Origin of the sequence: Roseiarcus fermentans (assembly GCF_003315135.1) — a bacterium.
Lineage (GTDB): Bacteria > Pseudomonadota > Alphaproteobacteria > Rhizobiales > Beijerinckiaceae > Roseiarcus > Roseiarcus fermentans.
Genome location: NZ_QNRK01000005.1, coordinates 85,308 through 104,277, shown reverse-complemented (window position 1 = coordinate 104,277; position 18,970 = coordinate 85,308). Strand labels below are relative to the sequence as shown.

Sequence of the window (18,970 nt, the reverse complement as noted above, 5' to 3'; positions counted from 1 at the left end):
CCTTCGTTGACCGGGCGAATGTCGGGCTTCGGCGGGTCCGCGTCAACCCGGACGTCGAACCAAACGAAGGGGCCGCGAGCGAACTCGAGCGGCCCCTCGCCAGCGTCTTCCCGAGCGAATCGGAAGGACCCGGGCCTAGAACGGGTTGGGAAAGCCCTCGCCGTGGTGGCGCATCCAGCGCGCCGACTCCTCCGCGCGATACTTGCTTTCGTTGGCGCTGTTCCAGTGTCGCTGGTAGGTGCTTTGGGCTCGTGCGTCGAGCCTGCGGCCGTTGGGGCCTTCGGTGCCGTAGCCGGACGGCTGGGCGAAAGCGGCCTGGGCCGCCGTCAGGGCGACCGCGAGGCCGACGAATGCGAGGGGTTTGAGCATGCGTTTCTCCTGATAACCGTTTGCGGGCTTCAACGTATGACGCGACAAAAGGGTCCGAAAGAGGCGAACATCCGGAGCAGCGCTTCGCCTTTCGCAGCCGTTCCCGCCTCGCCGCCGCCGTGCTAATGGCCCGCCGCCCGTGCGGGACGCCGGCGCGAGGAGAGCGAGTCGAATGCCAACAGATATCGTGAAGATCGGGCGCGCGTTGATCTCGGTCTCCGACAAGGCGAGGCTCGTCGATCTCGGCAAGGCGCTGACGGCCCGCGACGTGGAGATCCTGTCGACCGGCGGCACCGCGGCGGCGCTCGCGGAGGCCGGCGTTCCGGTCATGGACGTGGCGCAGGTCACCGCGTTTCCGGAAATGATGGACGGCCGGGTGAAGACCCTGCACCCCCGCATCCACGGCGGGCTGCTCGCGATCCGGGCCGATCCGTCGCATCAGGCGGCGATGCTGGTCAACGGCATCGCGCCGATCGACCTGCTGATCGTCAACCTGTACCCGTTCGAGGCGACCCTCAGGCGCACGGCCTCGTTCGAAGACAGGATCGAGAACATCGACGTCGGCGGACCGGCCATGGTCCGCGGCGCCGCCAAGAACCACGAGGACGTGGCCGTGATCGTCGACGTCGCCGACTATGACGAGCTTCTGGCGGAGCTCGAGCGCCACGACGGCGGCACCGGCCTCGCCTTCCGTCGCCGCCTGGCGCAGAAGGCCTATGCCCGCACGGCGGCCTACGACGCGGCGATCTCGAACTGGCTCGCCGGGGAGGTCGGCGAGACGACGCCGAAGTGGCGCGCCTTCGGCGGCGTTCTGCACGAGCGCTTCGGCGCGCTTCGCTACGGCGAGAACCCGCATCAGAGCGCCGCGCTCTATCTCGCCGCCGAGACCCGGCCCGGCGTCGCGACCGCGCGTCAGGTGCAGGGCAAGGCGCTGTCCTACAACAACATCAACGACACCGACGCGGCCTACGAGCTGGTCGCCGAGTTCGATCCGGCCAAGACGGCCGCGGTCGCCATCATCAAGCACGCCAATCCCTGCGGGGTCGCGGTCGGCGAAACCCTGCTCGAGGCCTACGAGAAGGCGCTGGCCTGCGATCCCGTGTCGGCGTTCGGCGGCATCGTCGCGCTGAACCGCAGGCTCGACGCCGAGGCGGCGAAAAAAATCGTCGAGATCTTCACCGAGGTGATCATCGCGCCCGAGGCCGACGACGAGGCGATCGCCATCATCGCGACGAAGAAGAACCTGCGCCTGATGATCGCCGGCGCCCTGCCCGACCCGCAAGCCGGAAGCGTGACGGTGCGCTCGGTCGCCGGCGGCCTGCTGGTGCAGGACCGCGACGGCGGCGCGCTCGATCCCTCGGCGCTGAAGGTGGTGACGAAGCGGGCGCCGACGCCGGCTGAATTCGCCGATCTCGCGATGGCGTGGACGGTCGCCAAGCACGTCAAGTCGAACGCCATCGTCTACGTCCGGGACGGCTCGACCGCAGGCGTCGGGGCCGGGCAGATGTCGCGGGTCGATTCGGCGCGGGTCGCGGCGCTGAAGGCCGCCGACGCCGCCAAGGCCGCGGGCTGGCCCGAACCGCGGACGAAGGGCTCGGTCGTCGCCTCGGACGCGTTCTTTCCCTTCGCCGACGGGCTCGTGTCGGCGATCGAGGCCGGCGCGACCGCCGTCATCCAGCCCGGCGGCTCGGTTCGCGACGCGGAGGTGATCGCGGCCGCGGACGAAGCGGGGGTGGCGATGGTGTTCACCGGCATCCGCCACTTCCGCCACTGACCGGCGTTTTCATCCGGATTCAAGCGGTTTCATAATCGGGCGCCCGGGGTGCGCGCTCCCCGGGCGCCGGAGGGCGGCGGACCGCCGCCCGGGCGCGCGAGACGGGCGCCCTCCCGTCGCGTGCGCGACCGTCCTCCAAGCGCGTCGAGAGGAGCCGGCGGCCCACGGCGGCCTCAAGGCCAGACGCTCACGAATTCTGATTTTACAAACAATGGCGCAGGGCTTCGCTCATCGCAGTCGACGGCGCCGCCGCCGTCGCATCGGCCCGCTGGTCGCCACGGCCCGATGGCGCTAGCCTTCCCCGTGCTTTCGAGGAGGGGAAGGCGTGACTGGAAACCGGACCGTTTCGCTCGCGGCTGCCGCGCTCGGCCTCGTGGCGTCCGACCCCGCCGCCGTCGCCAGCGGCTGCGATCGGCAGATGGTCGCGCACGTCAAGATGCGGGCCGGCGCGTGCTGGGCCTATCGCGGCGCCGCCACCACCTTCGTCGGCGACTTCTCGCACGGGCGGACGGTGTCGGTCCTGATGTCGGGCGAGGCGGCCGACTACGACCCCCGAACCGGCCAGGTCGCGACCCTGACGCGCCCGCGCGATCCCAACGTCGAGGGGCCGGGCGGCTTCTTCTTCGGCGACGCCGAGGCGCCCGGCGCGCTGACCTTCGTCGTCCCCGCCAACGGGACTTATCGCTTCAGCTTCTCCCCCTGCGCCATGTGGCACGAATTGGGAACGGTAAAGATCTGCGTGAAGTGATCGTAAGAATTTGGGTCCCGCGGCGGGCGGTCGCCGGAGCGCCGCCCGCGCAACCGGGGCGGAGGCGCCGGCGTCTTGGTCGCCGCGCTCGGCGAGCGCGGTGGCGGCCGGCGCGCTATGACGACGCCCCGGTTACCCGCCCGCCTGCCGACTCTCTCCCATCGTGCGACACGAGGGGGCGCTGCGGCCCCCCGCTCGTCACCGGGTCTTGTGGCTCTGTTGGCCGGCCTTGACGTGCTGCTCGTGCGTGCCGCCGCGCGTCGACCCTTCGGACCCGGACTCCTTCGAGCCCGATCCGCCGCTGGAAGCCTTGTGGCTCTGTTCGCCAGCCCTGACGTGCTGTTCGTGCGAGCCGCCGCGTTCACTGTTCGGCATGAAACACTCCTGTGAGTAGGGGTCGAAAGCGATGAATGGAGCCTCTGCTCCGCTTCCACGGCTTCAAACCCCTCCCGCGCGGAATGGTTCCTCCCGATTGCCGGGAACGGGCGACGTTTCCTCATGAGGGGTGCGGCCGCCGGGCTTTCGCGCCGACTCGAGGGGCGGACGCGCCCAGCGGCGCGCGCGCGCCGCCCATGACGGATTGCGCCGGTTGCGCCTCCGATGACGGCGCCGTCAGAACCCGAACATGTCCTCGCGCAGCGCGTCCTCGTAGAGGCGCTTGCGGAAGATCACTTCCTTGTACGCCTTGTGCGCGATCGCGTGAGACTCTTCCCACTTGTCGAGCTCGGCGACCGAATGATGGACGGAGGCGAGCGCCTCCTCGGCGCGGATCGCCGTCACCCATTCGTCGACGGCCTTCTTGTAGTCGGCTTGCAGCGTGTCGAGTTCGGCCTCGTCCATCGTCATCCCTCCATCTTTCCCGTCGATAGACGAGGCGCATGAAGGCCGAACGACGGTTCAAGCCTTTCGCGCGACAGGCGAAAACTAATCCTCGAAGCGCTCGCTCGTCCCCGCGGCCCCGCGCGGCGCGAGCGCAGGGTCAGGCTCCTGCGCCGGCAGGCCGGGATCGCGAAAACGGTTGACGATCGGGTAGCGGCGGTCGCGGCCGAAATTCTTCGGGCCGACCTTGACGCCCGGCGCCGACTGGCGGCGCTTGTATTCGGCGAGATAGAGCAGCTTCTCGACCCGCCGCACCGTTTCCGGATCGAACCCCTGCGCGACGATGTCGGCGACGCGCATCTCCTTCTCGACCAGCCCGTGCAAAATGGCGTCGAGCACCGGATAGGGCGGCAGCGAATCCTCGTCCTTCTGGTTCTCGCGCAGTTCCGCCGACGGAGCCTTGGTCAGGATGTTTTCCGGGATCGCCTCGCCGTCGGGACCGAGCGCGCCGACCGGCTTCCAGCGGTTGCGCAAGGCGCCGAGGCGAAAAACCTCCATCTTGTAGAGGTCCTTGATCGGATTGAAGCCGCCGTTCATGTCGCCGTACAGCGTCGCGTAGCCGACCGACATCTCCGACTTGTTGCCAGTCGTCACCACCATCGCGCCCGACTTGTTGGAGATCGCCATCAGGACGAGGCCGCGCGCCCGGCTCTGGATGTTCTCTTCCGTGACGTCGCGGGGCTTTCCGGCGAACATCCTTTCCAGCGCATGCTCGACTCCTTCCACTGGCTCCGCGATCGGGACGATGTCGTAGCGCACGCCCAACGCCGTGGCGCAGGCGGCGGCGTCGGAGAGCGATTCGCTCGAGGTGAAGCGGTAGGGCAGCATCACCGCATGGACACGCGCCGCGCCCAGCGCGTCGACCGCCATCGCCGCGCACAGCGCCGAATCGACGCCGCCCGAGAGGCCGAGCACCACGCCGGGAAACCGGTTGTTCTCGACATAGTCGCGCAGGCCCAACACGCAGGCGGCGTAGTCGGCCTCGTCGCCCTCCTCGACCACCTCCCTCGGCCCCTCGACGCAGGCCCAGCCGTTCGCCCCACGCTCCCACACCGTGCGCGCCACCACCGGCCGGAACGCCGGACATTGCACGGCGAGGCTGCGGTCGGCGTTCAGCGCGAACGAGGCGCCCTCGAACACCACCTCGTCCTGTCCGCCGACCATGTTGAGATAGATCAGCGGCAGGCCGCTCTCGACCACCCGGTCGACCGCCACGTTCTGCCGGATCGCGAGCTTGTCGCGCTCGTACGGGCTCGCATTGCCGACGAGGAGAATCTCGCCCCCCGTTTCGAGGATGCATTCCACCGGGTCCGGGCCCCAGATGTCCTCGCAGATCGGCACGCCGATGCGCACGCCGCGAAACACGATCGGCCCCGGCGAGGGCCCGGGCGCAAACACCCGCTTCTCGTCGAACACGCCGTAGTTCGGCAGGTCGACCTTGAACCGCACCGCCTCGATCCGGCCGCCGTCGAGCAGCGCCATGGCGTTGTGCAGCAGGCCCTTCTCGACCCAGGGCAGGCCGACCAGCATCGCCGGGCCGCCGTCGCCGGTCTCGCGCGCCAGCGCTTCGCACGCCGTCCGGCAGGCTTCCTGGAAGGCGGGCTTCAGCACCAGGTCCTCGGGCGGGTAGCCGGCGAGACAGAGTTCCGGGGTCATCACGATGTCGGCGCCGAACCCGGCCGCCTCCGCCCGCGCGCGCCTCAGCCGGTCGGCGTTGCCGGCGATGTCGCCGACGACGAATGGGATTTGCGCGAGCGCGATGACGAGGCGATGGGCGGGTGCGGACATGCGGCCACTTTGCCCCAGGCGGAGGGGTCGAGGCAATCGCGGCGATCGCGGCGTCCGCGCGAGCGGTCAGCCGGCGCGGTCTTCCGCCGGCGCGCCCGATCGCGCCGCCTGCTCGAATCGCGCGAACACGGCGAGGGCGGCTTCGGCCGACGCCGTTCTCGTCCCCTGGTCGCGGATGACGTCGTCGAGGCGTGACACCACCTGCCGCCAGCTCTGGGCGTCGCAGCCCGAGGCGAGATAGGCTTTCGGCAGCCGGTCCGGGACGCGCTTGGCGAGGATGGCGCCGCCGATCCGCGAGCCCTCGAGGACATAGAGGACGCCCGCGATCGCGGCGGGATCGTCGGACGCCGCGAACGCAGCGCCGGCCGGCGCCGACGCCTCGAGCCGCGCGAGGTCGGCCTCCAGCGCCGCCGCGCGCGCGCGCTCCGGCCAGTCGGCGAGCACGGCGCCGGCCCGCTCGCCGAGCCAGGCCTCGATGGGAAACAGCGCCGTCGCCTGGGCGATCAGGAACGACCGATAGGATCGCGCGTCGTCGAGGGCGAAGCGGGAGAAGGCCGCGTCCACTTTCTGGTGCGCGGCCGACGTCGATTGTTTCAGCCAGGCGTGGGCCTCGCTCATGGGCAGGCCTCGCCAAAGCGCCAGAGTCGGATTGCGGACATCGTTTCCCTATGCCCCCGTGGAAACGGCTTGGCAAGGCGGCGAGGCCGGACCTGGCCGGACCGAGGACGGTCCCGCCGGGCCGGTCGCGCCAACGGCCGGGCTCAGGGTTCCGGGCGGGCGGCGCCGTCGAGGGCCGCCGCCAGCGCCCGCATGTCGGCCCAGGCGGCGCGCTTCTGCGACGGCGAGCGGAGAAGATAGGCGGGATGCAGCATCGCCAGCGCCCGCAGCGTGCGACCGTCCTGCCGCTGGTAGGCGAACCAAGACCCCCTCGCGCGCGTGATCCCGGCCTTGACGCCGAGCAGGGTCTGGGCGGAGAGGGCGCCGAGGCAGACCAGGATCTCCGGGTCGGCGAGCTCGATCTGGCGCTTGATGAACGGCAGGCAGGCCTGCGTCTCCTCGGGGGTCGGCGTGCGATTGCCGGGCGGTCGCCAGGGCACGACATTGGCGATGTACACCCGGCTGCGGTCGAGCCCGATCGCGGCCAGCATCCGGTCCAGCAATTGTCCGGCGCGCCCGACGAACGGGCGCCCGATCCGGTCCTCGTCCCCGCCCGGACCCTCGCCGACCAGCATCACCCGGGCGCCCGGAACGCCGTCGGAAAACACCAGCTGCGTCGCCGTCTTCCGCAGCGCGCAGCCGTCGAAGCGCTCGAGGGCGGCGCGCAGGTCGTCGAGGTCGCGGGCGGAAGCCGCGATCTCGGCCGCCGCGAGCGCGGCCGGCGCGCCGACGAGCCCGGGCGGGCGGGCGACGGGCGTTTCGGCGCGGCTCTCCTCGGGCCTCGCCCGGAAGCGCTGGGGTTCGGCTCGGCGCGGCGCCTCCGCCGGCAGCGCGAAACAATCGCGCGGCGCGGCGCCGACCGTGAAGCCGACGCCGGCCTCCGCCCACCACAGCAGGGCCTCGGCGGCGTCCTCGGGCGTCAGTCTGCCGTCCTGCGGGCCCATGGCCCCGATCCCCATCCGACCTGGTTCATCCGCCGCCCCTCGCGGCTCGTCGTCCCTCCTCTACCACGCCGGCGCGCACGCCGCATGGCCCGACGCCGTCGCGCGCCGGGCTGCGAATCCAGCGCCGATCCCGGAAAACTTGAGGTCGGGGGCGTTCTCCTCTAAGAGCCGGGCGGGGTAGTGGGCGTCGAAGGAGCGATCAAACATGCCTTTTGGCGTTTCATCGGTCGTCGCGCGGCTCGCCGCCGTCGCGCTCGCCGTCACCGCAACGGCCGCTTCCGCCTCCGATGCGCCCTATCTCGTGGCCGATATCGACAGCGGGCAAGTGCTGATCCAGAACAATGCGACCGCCGAGTGGTACCCGGCGTCGACCACCAAGCTGATGACCGTCTACGTCGCGCTCGACGCCGTGCGCGCCGGCCGGTTGACCATGGAGACGCCGCTCGTGGTCTCCGCCCGCGCCGCGAGTCAGCAGCCGTCCAAGATGGGCTTCCGGCCCGGCACGGAGGTCACGCTCGATAACGCGCTCAAGATGCTGATGGTGAAGTCGCCCAACGACATCGCAGTGACCGTCGCCGAGGGCGTGTCCGGCTCGGTCGAGGCGTTCGCGGGCGAGATGAACGCCGCCGCCGAACGGCTCGGGCTGCACGAGTCGCATTTCGTCAACCCGAACGGGCTGCACAATGCGAACCACATGTCCTCGGCCCGCGACATGGCGCTGATCGCGCGCGCGTTGCTCAAGGAATTTCCCCAGGAGGCCGGACTGTTCTCGATCGGGGCGCTGCAGCTCGACCAGCAGATCATCCGCAACCACAACGGCCTCCTCGGCCGCTATCCCGGCGTCGACGGCATGAAGACCGGCTTCACCTGCCCCGCCGGGTTCAATATCGTCGCGACCGCGAATCATTCCGGCCGCCATCTGGTCGCGGTCGTGTTCGGAGCGCCGTCGGCGCGACTGCGCAACCAGGAGACGGCCGATCTCTTCGACCGCGGCTTCGCCATGTGGGGCGGCGGATCCGGGTCGCTCGACTCGCTGCCGTCGAGCGGCGGGAGCGCCCCCAGCCGCAGCGCCAACGTCTGCCTGCACCGCAGCGCCGCGGCCGTCGTAGCGGAAGAGGAAGACGGCGGTGGTGAGCAGGCGGGCATTCGCTCCGTCGGTCGCGGCGGCGGCGCGACCGTGGTCGTCGCCGCGGCGGGCGCGCCGACCCACACGGAGCTCACCGACGAACGGCCTCAGTTCGACCCGGTGCCGATTTTCGTCGGACCGGTCGCCGGCTGGACGGGACCGGTGCTCGGGCCGCGCAAGGTCGCCGCGGTCGCCGCCCTGCCGGCGGACGCCAAAGCCTATGCCGGCGACAAGCCCGGCGCCGTCGAGCAGGCGCTCGCCCCCGACGGCCCGGACGCGCCGCAAGCGCTCGCAGGCGCCGTGCGGACGCCGGCGCCGGAGGGGACGCGCCATCACCCCAAGTCGAAGCGCGTCGCCGCCGTCGGGGACGCCGGACCGTCAGAGAAACCGAAAGCCGGCGCCGGACCGGCGGAAGTCAAGCGCGCGGCGGCGAAGCCGGGAAAGGCCGCGGAGGCCAAGGCGCAACCGGTCAAGCCGCCGCCGAGACCCTCCGACGATCAGTGAGTCGGCTGGATTTATTGCCGGCGCAGGCGGCCGATGCGAGCGATCCCGCAGAGTGCTGGCGGGAAACTCCTCGTTGCGCTGAGTGTCATAATTGTTTTGCACAACGCCTTGGTTTGGCCAACTTCCGGACAAGCGTGCGCCGCACCGCAGGGTCATCTTTGGAACCGTGCCGCACAGGATCGGTTCGCGGTTAGCTCGGTTTTCTTGCCCCCCAGCCCCCGAGCGCCAAGTCGGACCGAAGGTACCTGTTGCGGCTAGCGGATCGGCGGGCCCCCTCCCAGCCGATCCGCTCTTTTTTTGTCCGCTCGGCAGCCGCGTCCTCCCGCCCCGATCGCCGCCGGTCGGTTGCGCGCGCCTCGCGCTCGGCCAGCCGGGTCCGGCTGTCACGTTCCCGTCATGCAATTCCTCTACCGCCGCGCGATCCGTTTTTTAGATCGAGGTATCGGTTTGCGTCATTCGACGAAAGCGGCGCACAAGGCGACCGGGGAACACCTCAAGGCCGCCGTTCATCGCGCAAGGCCCCTGTCGCGCGCCGGCGTGCTCGAGCGGATGTTCACATTCGCCTTCTCGAAGCTGGTCTACCCGCAGATCTGGGAGGATCCGGTCGTCGACATGAAGGCGCTCGAGATCGGGCCGGGACAGGAGGTGATCGCCATCGCCTCCGGCGGATGCAACGTCCTGTCGTATCTGACCGCCGACCCTTCCGGCGTCACCGCCGTCGATCTCAACGGCGCCCACGTCGCGCTCGGCAAGCTGAAGCTCTGCGCGCTGGAGAACCTGCCCGACTACGACGCCTTCTTCCGCTTCTTCGGCCGCGCCGACGCGCGCGCCAACGTCGCCGCCTACGACCAGAGCCTGCGCATGAAGCTCGACCCCGCGACGCGCGCCTACTGGGACAAGCGGCGCACGTTCGGGCGGCGGCGCATCGGCGTGTTCGCGCGCAATTTCTACCGCCACGGCCTGCTCGGTCATTTCCTCGGGGCGGGCCATGCGCTCGCCCGGCTGCATGGCGTCGATCCCTCGGCCATTCTGGAAGCGCGCACGCTCGAGGAGCAGCGCCGGCTCTACCAGGAGCGCCTCGCGCCGATCTTCGACAAGCCGCTGATCCGCTGGATGATGAAGCAGCCGGCGTCGCTCTACGGCCTCGGCATCCCGCCGGCGCAGTACAAGGCGCTCGCCGGGGATTCGCCCAAGGGAATCGGCGCCGTGCTGAGCCAGCGGGTCGAGCGGCTGGCCTGCGACTTCGCCATTTCCGACAACTATTTCGCCTGGCAGGCGTTCGGCCGCCGCTATGCGCCGGGCCCCAACCCATCGTTGCCCCCCTATCTGCAGCGCGAGAAATTCGAGGCCGTCAGAAGCCGGGCCGACCGGGTGCGCTACGTCCAGCGCAGCTTCACCGACATCCTCAGGGACGAACGCGCGGCGCGCTTCGACCGCTACGTCCTGCTCGACGCGCAGGACTGGATGAACGCCGCCGACCTGACTGCGCTCTGGACCGAGATCACCCGGACCGCGCGACCGGGGGCGCGGGTGATCTTCCGCACCGCCGCCGACGAGCGGCTGCTGCCCGGCCGCGTTCCCGACGCCATCCTCGCCCACTGGCGTTACGAGGAGGAGGCGAGCCGCGAATTCGGCCGGCAGGATCGCTCGTCGATCTACGGCGCCTTCCACCTCTACGTGCTGAAGGACGCGTGAGCCGTGAGCGACGCCGCCGCGCTCATGGACCGGATGTACCGCCACCAGCGGCGGATCTACGACGTCACCCGCAAATACTATTTGCTCGGGCGGGACGAGGCGATCGCGCGCCTCGCGCCGGGACCGGGCGAGGCCGTGCTGGAAATCGGCTGCGGCACCGGACGCAATCTGATCCGGGCGGCGCGCGCGGCGCCGCAGGCGCAATTCTACGGCCTCGACGTGTCGCGCGAGATGCTCGAGACCGCAGAAGCCGCCATCCGCCGCGCCGGCCTCGCCGGGCGCGTGTCGGTCGCGCAAGCGGACGCGACCGCGTTCGATCCCGCAGCGCTGTTCGGTCGGGCGACGTTCGAGCGGGTGATGATTTCCTACGCGCTGTCGATGATCCCGCCGTGGCGCGAGGCGCTGGCGAAGGGACTCGACGTGGTCGCTCCCGGCGGCGCGCTGCACGTCGTCGATTTCGGCGACTGCGCGGGCCTGCCCGCGCCGTTCAAGGCGGCGCTGCGCCGCTGGCTCGCCGCCTTCGACGTCACCCCGCGCGAGGACCTCGACGAGACTCTGGCGGCGTTCGCCGCGGCGCGCGGCTTCTCCAGCGCTACGGAAAGCTGGGGCCGCGGCTATGCGACGCTGGCGGTCGCCCGGCGGGCGGCCTGAAGGCTCTAGCCATTCGGCCGCCGAGCGCCTACATTGGAGGCTCGCGGAGCTGGGTGGCGCGTCAGGACAACATTCCTCGGGGCCGTACGATCCCCATGGGAGCTGTCCCTGCCCTAGCCCGTGGGCTTTGGCACACGGCGCCCACCTACTTACGTAGGCGCCCGGGATCACCGTCCAACGGCCTTCTCGGCTCCGCGAACAGGGGGGCGACTTGCGTTCGTCCGGAACGGCGGGGTCGCCGTCCGTTCGTGGTGTCGCGCGCCTCCTGGCGAAGACCGGGCGTTCCTGCGCCACGGCGCGCTTTCGTTGACCGGATCGGGGCCCGCCTTGACCACGTCTGACCCCGATCGGAAAGCCGCGGTGCGCCGGAGCGCTCTCGCCCGGCGCAAGGCGATCGCGCCGGAGCTTCGGTCCCGGTTCACCGAGCGGCTGGTGCGCGAGGGGCTGCGGCTCGCCGACCGTTGGTCGCCGGCGATCGTTTCGGGCTTTTATCCGATCCGCGAGGAGCCTGACGTGCTCGCGCTGCTGAGCGCGCTCGCCGACCGGGGCTTCGACATCGCGCTGCCGGTGGTGACGGCGCGCGGAACCCATCTCGACTTCCGCCTGTGGCTGCCGGGCGAGCCGACCGCGCTCGGGGCCATGGGCATTCCGGAGCCCCTCCCCGAGGCGCCGGCGGTCGATCCCGATCTCCTGTTCACGCCGCTCGCCGCCTTCGACCGCCGCGGCCGGCGCCTCGGCTACGGCGCGGGATACTACGACCGCAGCCTGGCGCGCCTCAGGGCCCTGAAGCCGATCCGGGCGGTCGGCGTCGCCTACGGGGTTTGCGAAGTCGCGTCCGTGCCCTATGAAGCGCATGATCAGCTCCTGGACGCCATCGTGACCGAACAGGAAACCATATTCGTGAGCGAGCGCTGAATGCGGCTCGTGTTCGTCGGCGACGTTGTCGGGCGGTCGGGTCGCGCGGCGGTGGTCCAGCAGGCGCCGATCCTGCGGGCGCGCTGGAAACTCGACTTCATCATCGTCAACGGCGAGAACGCCGCCGGCGGCTTCGGCCTGACCGAGTCGATCCTCGAGGAATTCCTCGCCGCGGGCGTCGACGCCGTGACGCTCGGCAACCACGCCTTCGACCAGCGCGAGGCGCTGGTGTTCATCGAGCGCCAGCCCCGGCTCGTCCGCCCGGCCAACTATCCGCCCGGCACCCCCGGGCGCGGGGCGACCGTGGTCGAGAACGCCAAGGGCGCGCGGCTCGTCGTCGTCAACCTGCTCGGGCGCGTCTTCATGGACGCGCTCGACGATCCGTTCGCCGCGCTCGACCGCGAGCTGTCCGAGCGCCGCCTCGGCTCCGGCTGCGAGGCGATCGTGGTCGACGTTCATGCCGAGGCGACGAGCGAGAAATGGGCGCTCGGCCATTTCGGCGACGGCCGCGCGAGCCTGATTGCCGGCACCCACACCCATGTTCCCAGCGCCGACCATCGCATCCTCGCCGGCGGCACCGGCTTCGTCACCGACGTCGGCATGACCGGCGATTACGACTCGGTGATCGGCATGGAAAAGGACGAGCCGCTCCGCCGCTTCACCCGGCGCATCCCCTCGGGCCGGTTCGAGCCGGCGACGGGGCCGGCGACGCTGTGCGCCGTCGCCGTCGACATCGGCCCGGACGGGCTGACCCGGAGAATCGCGCCCGTTCGCATCGGCGGCCTGCTCAACGCCGCGGAACCGGATTTCTGGGGGTGACCATCATGGCGGCGCCGACCATCGTCTACGATCTCGACGGCACGCTCGCCGACACGGCGGGCGACCTCATGGGCGCCCTCAACTTCGTGCTCGGGCGCGAGGGGCTTCCGACCCTGCCGGTCGAGAACGCCCGCTCGCTGCTCGGGGCCGGCGGGCGGGCGCTGATCCAGCGCGGTTTTGCGGCTTGTGGTCACGAGCTGTCGCCGCAAAAGCTGGAGATGCTGTTCGGCGACTTCCTCGCCCATTACAACGACCACATCGACGTCCACACCCGCCTCTACCCCGGCGTGCTCGACGCGCTCGACGCGTTCGAATCCGCCGGCTGGCGCCAGGCGATCTGCACCAACAAGATGGAAGCCTCGGCGAAGATGCTGTTGGACCGGCTCGGCGTCGCCGGCCGCTTCGCCTTCATCTGCGGCCAGGACACATTCGGCGTCGGCAAGCCCGACCCGAAGCCGCTGATCGGCACGATCGAGGGCTCCGGCGGGACGATCGCCGGCGCGATCATGATCGGCGACTCGGGCACCGACATCAAGACCGCGCGCGCCGCCGGCCTGCCGGTGATCTGCGTCGATTTCGGCTATACCGACATTCCCGTCGCCGAACTCGGCCCCGACCGTGTGATCTCGCATTTCGACGAGCTCGAGGCGGCGGTGGCCGAGGTGATGGCGACACTCACCTCCGGCGAGGCCTGACGCAGCAAGCCCCGCGCGAGGGATCTCGAAGCCTCGAGAGTGGAGAGATGTCCAGAAGCGGTTCGCGCCACGCTCATCTTTGGCCGGGCGTCCCTCTTGCTCTGGCCGCGGCGGTCTTGTTTGGAGCGTCGGCTCCCTTCGCCAAGCTTCTGCTGGACTCAATAGACCCGCAAATGCTCGCCGGGCTCCTTTATCTCGGCGCCGCGATTGGCCTCGGGGTCGTCCATTTGACGCGATGGGGCGTTGGGCGCGAAGGGTCGGAAGCTCCTTTGCGGCGCTCGGATTTGCCGTGGCTCGCGGCCATCGTGGCGTTCGGGGGGATCGCCGGGCCGCTCCTGTTGATGCTGGGCCTCGCTCGGACCACGGCCTCTTCGGGTTCCCTGCTGTTGAACCTCGAAGGGCTGGCCACCATGACGATCGCGTGGGTCGTCTTCGGCGAGAACGTCGACCGAAGGCTGTTGTCGGGCGCAGCCGCGATCCTCGCCGGCGCGCTGGTCCTGTCGTGGCCGGGACAGGGCGTGCGGCTCGACACCGGCGGCCTGTTGATCGCCGCGGCATGCCTGGCCTGGGGGATCGACAACAATCTGACGCGCAAACTGTCGTCGGCGGACCCTGTCGTGATCGCGCTCGTCAAGGGGATGGTCGCGGGCGGGATCAATTTCGCCTTGGCGCTCGCGCGCGGGGTCGCGTTCCCCTCGGCTGCGGCGCTCGGCGCCGCGGCCGCGGTCGGCTTTCTCGGAATTGGCGTCAGTCTCGTGCTGTTCGTCCTGGCTCTGCGCCATCTGGGAAGCGCGCGAACCGGCGCGTATTTCTCGCTCGCCCCCTTCGTCGGCGCGGTCGTCGCCCTTGCCCTGCTGCATGAAGCGCTGACGCCCCAGCTCGTGATGGCCGGGCTCCTGATGGCCTCCGGCCTGTGGCTGCACCTCGCCGAGCGCCACGACCACGATCATGTCCACGAAGCTCTGGAGCACGAGCACAGCCACGTCCACGACGAGCATCACCGGCACGCGCACGACGGGCCGGTCGTCGAGGCGCATTCGCACCGGCACCGCCACGAACCGATGCTGCACAAGCATGTTCACTACCCCGACCTGCATCACCGCCACGGGCACGGGTGACGCAGCCAGCGAAACACTTTCTTCCAAAGCGAGGGTCGTCGCGCCGTGTCGGGGGACCGGCGGCGGCGAGCCGGACGGCCGGCGGCGAAGCGCGGCGGCGACCCGGTGCGGGCTCCGCGCGCCGGCGGCGCGCCGGCCTCAGGCGCGCTCCTCGTGCGTCACCCTGCCGTTCATCACCGTCATCACGACCCGGCTCCGGTGGATATCGTGCGGGGCGGCCTCGAACAGGTTCCTGTCGAGGACGACGAGGTCGGCGAGCTTGCCGGCCTCGATCGAGCCGACCTCGTGGTCCATCCCCAGCTGCCAGGCCGCGCCCATGGTGTTGGCGCGCAAAGCCTCGTCGAGCGACAGGGCCTGCTCGAACGGCGGCAGCCGCGGGCCTTCCGGCTTGTCGAGTTCGCGCCGGGTCGTCGCGATCTCGATCGCTTCGAGCGGGCGCCAGGTGCTGTAATAGCCCGCGGCCGGCCAGTCGGTGCCGAGCGAGACGACGCCGCCGTGGTCGAGGATCGCCTTGACGCTGTAGAGCGCGTCGCCGCGGGCTTCGCCCCAGCGCACGCGGGTGACGTCCCGCCACTGCTGGTCGGGCACGGCCCATTGCGCCGAGACCTGCGCGACGGCGCCGAGCTTGCCGAACCGCGGGACGTCCGCTGGGTCGACCAGAATGAGGTGCGCCAGCGCGTTCCGGCGGTCGCGCGGCGGGTTGGCCTCGATCGCCGCCTCGATCGCGTCGAGCGAAAGGCGCGCGCCGCGGTCGCCGTAAGCGTGGATGTGGATGTCGAGGCCGGCGCGATCGGCGCGCCTGACGATGTCGGCGAACAGGTCGGGCGGCAAGAGGGTGTCGCCGCTCGTTCCGGGTTTGTCGGAATAGGGGGCGAGCATGGCGGCGGTGTACTGCGCGTCGCCGCCGTCGATGCTCAGCTTCAGCACCGAAGCCTTCACCAGTTCCGAGTGAAACTCCCGCCGCAACGCCTGGATCACCGGCAGGGGGTCGATCTCCGGATTGTTGTAGTAGTATGAGCCGACCACCCGGAACGGCAGCGTTCCGTCCCGCTCAGCCTTCGCGTACATGCCGAAACCTTCCGCCTCGGGCACGAGCTGCATGCCCGCGTCGAAGACGGTGGTGACGCCCGCGGCCGCAGCTTTGGGAAACCATTGCGCCAGCGATTCGGCGACGTAGTCCGCGCTGAACGGCTCGACGGCGTTGTTGACCTGCATGATCGCGGGAACCTCGACGAGATAGCCGGTCGGCTCGCCGCTCGCCGGGTCGCGCTCGAAGACGCTGAAGCCGGGCAGCGGGTCCTTGGTGTCCCTCGTGACGCCGGCGAGCGCCAGCGCCTGCGAGTTGACCCAGGCGCTGTGGGCGTCGATGGCGAGCAAGATCACCGGAACGTCGGGCCAGATCGCGTCCAGATCCTCCTTGCGCGGGCCGGTCGCGGGAAAGGCGAAGTACCGCCAGCCGAAGCCGCGGACGACGTCGACGCTCCCGATTTTCTCGCGATAGGCCTCGAGGGCGGCCAGAATCTCCTCGCGGCTGTTCAGTTGCAGATCCACGCCCCGGGTCAGCGTGGCGCCGATGAGCGGATGGATGTGCCCTTCGACGAATCCGGGCAGCAGCATCTTTCCGGAGAGATCGACGACCCGAGTCCGCGGCCCGAGCAAGGGCTGCACCCCCGCCTCGTCGCCGACGAAGACGATGCGCTTGCCCTTGACCGCAACGGCGCGCGCCCAGGGTCTCGCGCCGTCGACCGTATAGACCGGGCCGTTCCGGAACACGATGTCGGCGCCGGCGTCCTCGGCGGCGACGGCTTCCGCGAAGAAGGCAGGCGCGGCGGCGGTCGCAGCCACCGCCGAGGCGGCGAAGCCCGCTCCGCGCCGCAACGCCTGACGCCGCGTCAGGCCGCTCGCGGCCGCTGGCGAAGCCTTGCGGACGTCATCACGAAAGTTCGCCCAGTGACACCCGACGCACATGACCGAGTCTCCTTTCCGCCAACGCGATGACCTCAACCATGCGCGAGTTTCAGGGTGACGACGCCGGCGAGAATGAGCCCGACGCCGAAAAACCGGCCGAGGCTGGCGGGGTCGCCATAAATGAGGATGCCGTAAAGAAACGTCCCGGCCGCGCCGATCCCCGTCCAGACCGCGTAGGAGGTGCCGATCGGAATTTCCCTTTGGGCCAGCCACAGGAGGAAGCCGCTGCCCAGCATGAAGGCGAGCGCGAGGATCACGCCGATCAGGCGTTGCCCTTCCATCTGCGCCATCTTGAGGCCCACGGGCCAGCCGATCTCCAGTAGACCCGCGCACGTCAGATAGATCCAGGACAAGTTCCGCTCCGCTCTCTCATGGCTCCGAAGGAGTCGCGGCGATTGCGAAATCGCGCGGCCCTCTTCATTCGATGTCCGCGCATTCGGGCGCTCTCAGACCCTCAGCTTATCGTGCCTGGCCTCGCCGTCCATCAGGGTGAGCAACACAGGGACGCGGTGGATGTCGTGCGGATCGACCTCGAAGAGATCGGCTCCCAGCACGATCAGGTCCGCCTTCTTGCCGACCTCGATCGAGCCGATCTGGTCTTCGAGGCGAAGCTGCCAGGCGCCGTTGATGGTGTAGGCGCGGATGGCCTCTTCGACGCTGATCCGTTGCCGGGCGACAAGGGCGGGATCGCCGGGGAAACCCGGCCGCTGGCGCGTGACCGTCGACTCCAGCTGGAACAGCGGCGGAATCTCGTCGACGTCGACGCCGGGCAAGTCGGCGCCGAACGTGACCGTGGCGCCCGAGCGCACGAGATCGCCGTAGGGAAGCGCGCGCTCCTCCACGCGCTCGCGCCCGAACAGCGTGTTGAACTGCTCGACGTAGACGCCGTCGTAGTTCGTGGCCCAGAGCGGCGTGCCGTTGGCGATGATCCCGAGGGGCTGGAACCGCTTGACGTCGTCGGGACTCGTCAGGCTCAGGTGACAGATCGCGTGGCGACGTCCCTGCGGGCCGAGCCGCCGTTGCACCTCTTCGAGCGCGTCGAGCACGATCCTCACCGAGCCGTCCCCGTCGGCGTGGATGTGCATGTCGAAGCCGGCGCGATGGGTGGCCTCGATCTGCGCCTTGATGTGGCTCGGCGACAGCGTGAGCGACCCCTTGAAGTCCGGCTGGTTGGCGAACGGCTCGAGCAGCAGCGCGGTGCCGGCGATCGACGATCCGTCCACCCACATCTTGCAGATCGAGATCCGCAAGTGCGGCGAGCGCAGCTTCGCGTTCCAGTCGACGAGCTCGGCCGCGACCGCCTGCGGATCGTCTTCGGCGTTGCGCGTGAAGACGGTTCCTACGATGCGGACCGGCAACTCGCCGCGCCGGTCGCGGTCGATGAGATCGCGCCATACCGCCTCGGCGGCGCCGTTGGACGGGCCGGCGAGCACGCCGGCGTCCATGTAGGCGGTCATTCCGAAAGAAGGGGCGCGATCGATCGTCAGGCGCTGGGAGGCGCGGATGGATTCGAGGGACGTCATGCCGAGGGCCATGCAGACCGGGAGCGCGGCCGCGCTCTCGATCGCCGCGCCGGTCGGCGTCCCGTCCGGGTCGCGCTTGTAATATTGCTTGCCGGGATCGGGATCGGGGCTGCGCCGGTCGAGTCCGGCCGCCTTCATCGCCGCAGTGTTGAACCAGAGATCGTGCGCGTCGGCGTTGAGAACGTACATCGGACGATCGCCGGTGAGCTCGTCGAGCCACTCGCGCCGCGGATAGTCGGGCCCGAAGGAAACGCCCACCGTCCAGCCGTGCCCGCGCAGAGGCGCGTCGAGCGCCTGCGTGGCGATCCACGCGCGGATCGCGTCGAGAACCCTGTCCTTGCCGACGAGACCGCGAAGGTTCACGCCGAGCTTGGCGACGGCGCCCATGGCGAGATGGTTGTGGGCGTCGACGAAGCCCGGCATCAGCATCCGGCCCGCGAGGTCCACGACCCGCGTCTTCGGCCCGCGCCAAGCCGCGGCGCCGGCCTTGTCGCCGACGTAGACGATCTCGTCTCCACGGACCGCCGCGGCCTGGGCGGTCGGCTGCGCGGGGTCGACCGTGTGGATCCGCCCGTTCTGAAACAGCCAGTCGGCTTCGCCGTCCGTGGGCGAGGGCGGCGACGTTCGCGTCGCCGTCGCTTCGGCGGCGCGGCTCAGCGCCGGCGCGGCGACCGCCGTCGCCGCAAACGCGCCGGCGCCGCGCAACACCTGCCTTCGGGAGGCGCGCAGGCCGGAGTTGTCCAGCGCTCTCGCCCAATCGCAAATCAGACACATGGTTTCCGCTCTCTCCTCCGCCG

18 protein-coding genes and 1 other RNA gene are annotated in these 18,970 nt (G+C 70.2%); 10 read left to right on the top strand and 9 right to left on the bottom strand.

What is annotated here, in order from left to right; translation table 11 throughout:
* Positions 1 to 135: 135 nt before the first annotated feature.
* Positions 136 to 369, bottom strand: coding sequence for a hypothetical protein (locus DFR50_RS05865; protein ID WP_113888260.1), 234 nt, complete (start codon positions 367 to 369; stop codon positions 136 to 138).
* Positions 370 to 541: 172 nt separating this feature from the next.
* Here DFR50_RS05865 and purH point away from each other — a divergent pair, with 172 nt between their 5' ends.
* Positions 542 to 2,143 (top strand): bifunctional phosphoribosylaminoimidazolecarboxamide formyltransferase/IMP cyclohydrolase, encoded by a 1,602-nt coding sequence (gene purH, locus DFR50_RS05860; RefSeq protein WP_113888259.1) that lies wholly within the window; start codon positions 542 to 544, stop codon positions 2,141 to 2,143.
* 325 nt (positions 2,144 to 2,468) lie between these two features.
* Entirely contained in the window at positions 2,469 to 2,891 is a 423-nt protein-coding gene (locus DFR50_RS05855) for a hypothetical protein (RefSeq protein ID WP_113888258.1), read from the top strand.
* A gap of 198 nt (positions 2,892 to 3,089) precedes the next feature.
* On the opposite strand, the gene DFR50_RS31915 is transcribed toward DFR50_RS05855, so the two are convergent.
* From DFR50_RS31915 to DFR50_RS05835, 5 genes are all read right to left on the bottom strand, one after another.
* Entirely contained in the window at positions 3,090 to 3,266 is a 177-nt protein-coding gene (locus DFR50_RS31915) for a hypothetical protein (RefSeq protein WP_170153066.1), read from the bottom strand.
* A gap of 237 nt (positions 3,267 to 3,503) precedes the next feature.
* Positions 3,504 to 3,737: a hypothetical protein gene (locus DFR50_RS05850; RefSeq protein ID WP_113888257.1), complete on the bottom strand. Its 234-nt coding sequence runs from the start codon at positions 3,735 to 3,737 to the stop codon at positions 3,504 to 3,506.
* A gap of 78 nt (positions 3,738 to 3,815) precedes the next feature.
* A complete protein-coding gene (locus DFR50_RS05845; protein WP_113888256.1) occupies positions 3,816 to 5,558 on the bottom strand; it encodes an NAD+ synthase in 1,743 nt (580 codons plus the stop codon).
* Between the two features lie 66 nt (positions 5,559 to 5,624).
* Positions 5,625 to 6,176 carry a biliverdin-producing heme oxygenase gene (locus DFR50_RS05840; RefSeq protein ID WP_113888255.1) on the bottom strand — a complete coding sequence of 184 codons (552 nt, stop codon included), beginning with the start codon at positions 6,174 to 6,176 and terminating at the stop codon, positions 5,625 to 5,627.
* A gap of 143 nt (positions 6,177 to 6,319) precedes the next feature.
* Positions 6,320 to 7,159, bottom strand: coding sequence for a uracil-DNA glycosylase (locus DFR50_RS05835; protein WP_210208816.1), 840 nt, complete (start codon positions 7,157 to 7,159; stop codon positions 6,320 to 6,322).
* 205 nt (positions 7,160 to 7,364) lie between these two features.
* Here DFR50_RS05835 and DFR50_RS05830 point away from each other — a divergent pair, with 205 nt between their 5' ends.
* The 8 genes from DFR50_RS05830 (at position 7,365) to DFR50_RS05795 (ending at position 14,682) form a co-directional block, all read left to right on the top strand.
* Positions 7,365 to 8,789 carry a D-alanyl-D-alanine carboxypeptidase family protein gene (locus tag DFR50_RS05830; protein ID WP_113888253.1) on the top strand — a complete coding sequence of 475 codons (1,425 nt, stop codon included), beginning with the start codon at positions 7,365 to 7,367 and terminating at the stop codon, positions 8,787 to 8,789.
* Positions 8,790 to 9,236: 447 nt separating this feature from the next.
* A complete protein-coding gene (locus DFR50_RS05825) occupies positions 9,237 to 10,484 on the top strand; it encodes a BtaA family protein (protein WP_245427359.1) in 1,248 nt (415 codons plus the stop codon).
* A 33-nt stretch (positions 10,485 to 10,517) separates the two neighbouring features.
* Positions 10,518 to 11,135, top strand: coding sequence for a class I SAM-dependent methyltransferase (locus tag DFR50_RS32460; RefSeq protein ID WP_113888367.1), 618 nt, complete (start codon positions 10,518 to 10,520; stop codon positions 11,133 to 11,135).
* 43 nt (positions 11,136 to 11,178) lie between these two features.
* Positions 11,179 to 11,332, top strand: a non-coding RNA gene (gene ssrS / locus DFR50_RS05815) — 6S RNA.
* A gap of 163 nt (positions 11,333 to 11,495) precedes the next feature.
* Positions 11,496 to 12,050 (top strand): 5-formyltetrahydrofolate cyclo-ligase, encoded by a 555-nt coding sequence (locus DFR50_RS05810; protein ID WP_245427357.1) that lies wholly within the window; start codon positions 11,496 to 11,498, stop codon positions 12,048 to 12,050.
* A complete protein-coding gene (locus DFR50_RS05805; RefSeq protein ID WP_113888251.1) occupies positions 12,051 to 12,869 on the top strand; it encodes a TIGR00282 family metallophosphoesterase in 819 nt (272 codons plus the stop codon). It abuts the gene before it with no gap.
* A gap of 5 nt (positions 12,870 to 12,874) precedes the next feature.
* Positions 12,875 to 13,564 (top strand): HAD-IA family hydrolase, encoded by a 690-nt coding sequence (locus tag DFR50_RS05800; RefSeq protein WP_113888365.1) that lies wholly within the window; start codon positions 12,875 to 12,877, stop codon positions 13,562 to 13,564.
* A 47-nt stretch (positions 13,565 to 13,611) separates the two neighbouring features.
* Complete coding sequence (locus DFR50_RS05795) at positions 13,612 to 14,682, top strand: DMT family transporter (RefSeq protein WP_113888250.1); 1,071 nt, start codon at positions 13,612 to 13,614, stop codon at positions 14,680 to 14,682.
* A 138-nt stretch (positions 14,683 to 14,820) separates the two neighbouring features.
* On the opposite strand, the gene DFR50_RS05790 is transcribed toward DFR50_RS05795, so the two are convergent.
* The 3 genes from DFR50_RS05790 to DFR50_RS05780 all read right to left on the bottom strand — a co-directional run bounded on the left by DFR50_RS05790 (position 14,821) and on the right by DFR50_RS05780 (position 18,947).
* Positions 14,821 to 16,650, bottom strand: coding sequence for an amidohydrolase (locus tag DFR50_RS05790; protein WP_113888249.1), 1,830 nt, complete (start codon positions 16,648 to 16,650; stop codon positions 14,821 to 14,823).
* 32 nt (positions 16,651 to 16,682) lie between these two features.
* A complete protein-coding gene (locus DFR50_RS05785; protein WP_113888248.1) occupies positions 16,683 to 17,003 on the bottom strand; it encodes a DMT family transporter in 321 nt (106 codons plus the stop codon).
* Positions 17,004 to 17,096: 93 nt separating this feature from the next.
* On the bottom strand, positions 17,097 to 18,947 hold the full coding sequence (locus DFR50_RS05780) for an amidohydrolase (RefSeq protein WP_170153065.1): 1,851 nt from the start codon (positions 18,945 to 18,947) through the stop codon (positions 17,097 to 17,099).
* Positions 18,948 to 18,970: the final 23 nt, after the last annotated feature.

Coding starts and splice junctions, on each gene's coding strand:
- DFR50_RS05865 (WP_113888260.1), bottom strand. CDS start 369: ATGCTCAAACCCCTCGCATTCGTCGGCCTCGCGGTCGCCCTGACGGCG.
- purH (WP_113888259.1), top strand. CDS start 542: ATGCCAACAGATATCGTGAAGATCGGGCGCGCGTTGATCTCGGTCTCC.
- DFR50_RS31915 (WP_170153066.1), bottom strand. CDS start 3,266: ATGCCGAACAGTGAACGCGGCGGCTCGCACGAACAGCACGTCAGGGCT.
- DFR50_RS05850 (WP_113888257.1), bottom strand. CDS start 3,737: ATGACGATGGACGAGGCCGAACTCGACACGCTGCAAGCCGACTACAAG.
- DFR50_RS05845 (WP_113888256.1), bottom strand. CDS start 5,558: ATGTCCGCACCCGCCCATCGCCTCGTCATCGCGCTCGCGCAAATCCCA.
- DFR50_RS05840 (WP_113888255.1), bottom strand. CDS start 6,176: ATGAGCGAGGCCCACGCCTGGCTGAAACAATCGACGTCGGCCGCGCAC.
- DFR50_RS05835 (WP_210208816.1), bottom strand. CDS start 7,159: ATGGGCCCGCAGGACGGCAGACTGACGCCCGAGGACGCCGCCGAGGCC.
- DFR50_RS05830 (WP_113888253.1), top strand. CDS start 7,365: ATGCCTTTTGGCGTTTCATCGGTCGTCGCGCGGCTCGCCGCCGTCGCG.
- DFR50_RS32460 (WP_113888367.1), top strand. CDS start 10,518: ATGTACCGCCACCAGCGGCGGATCTACGACGTCACCCGCAAATACTAT.
- DFR50_RS05805 (WP_113888251.1), top strand. CDS start 12,051: ATGCGGCTCGTGTTCGTCGGCGACGTTGTCGGGCGGTCGGGTCGCGCG.
- DFR50_RS05800 (WP_113888365.1), top strand. CDS start 12,875: ATGGCGGCGCCGACCATCGTCTACGATCTCGACGGCACGCTCGCCGAC.
- DFR50_RS05795 (WP_113888250.1), top strand. CDS start 13,612: ATGTCCAGAAGCGGTTCGCGCCACGCTCATCTTTGGCCGGGCGTCCCT.
- DFR50_RS05790 (WP_113888249.1), bottom strand. CDS start 16,650: ATGTGCGTCGGGTGTCACTGGGCGAACTTTCGTGATGACGTCCGCAAG.
- DFR50_RS05780 (WP_170153065.1), bottom strand. CDS start 18,947: ATGTGTCTGATTTGCGATTGGGCGAGAGCGCTGGACAACTCCGGCCTG.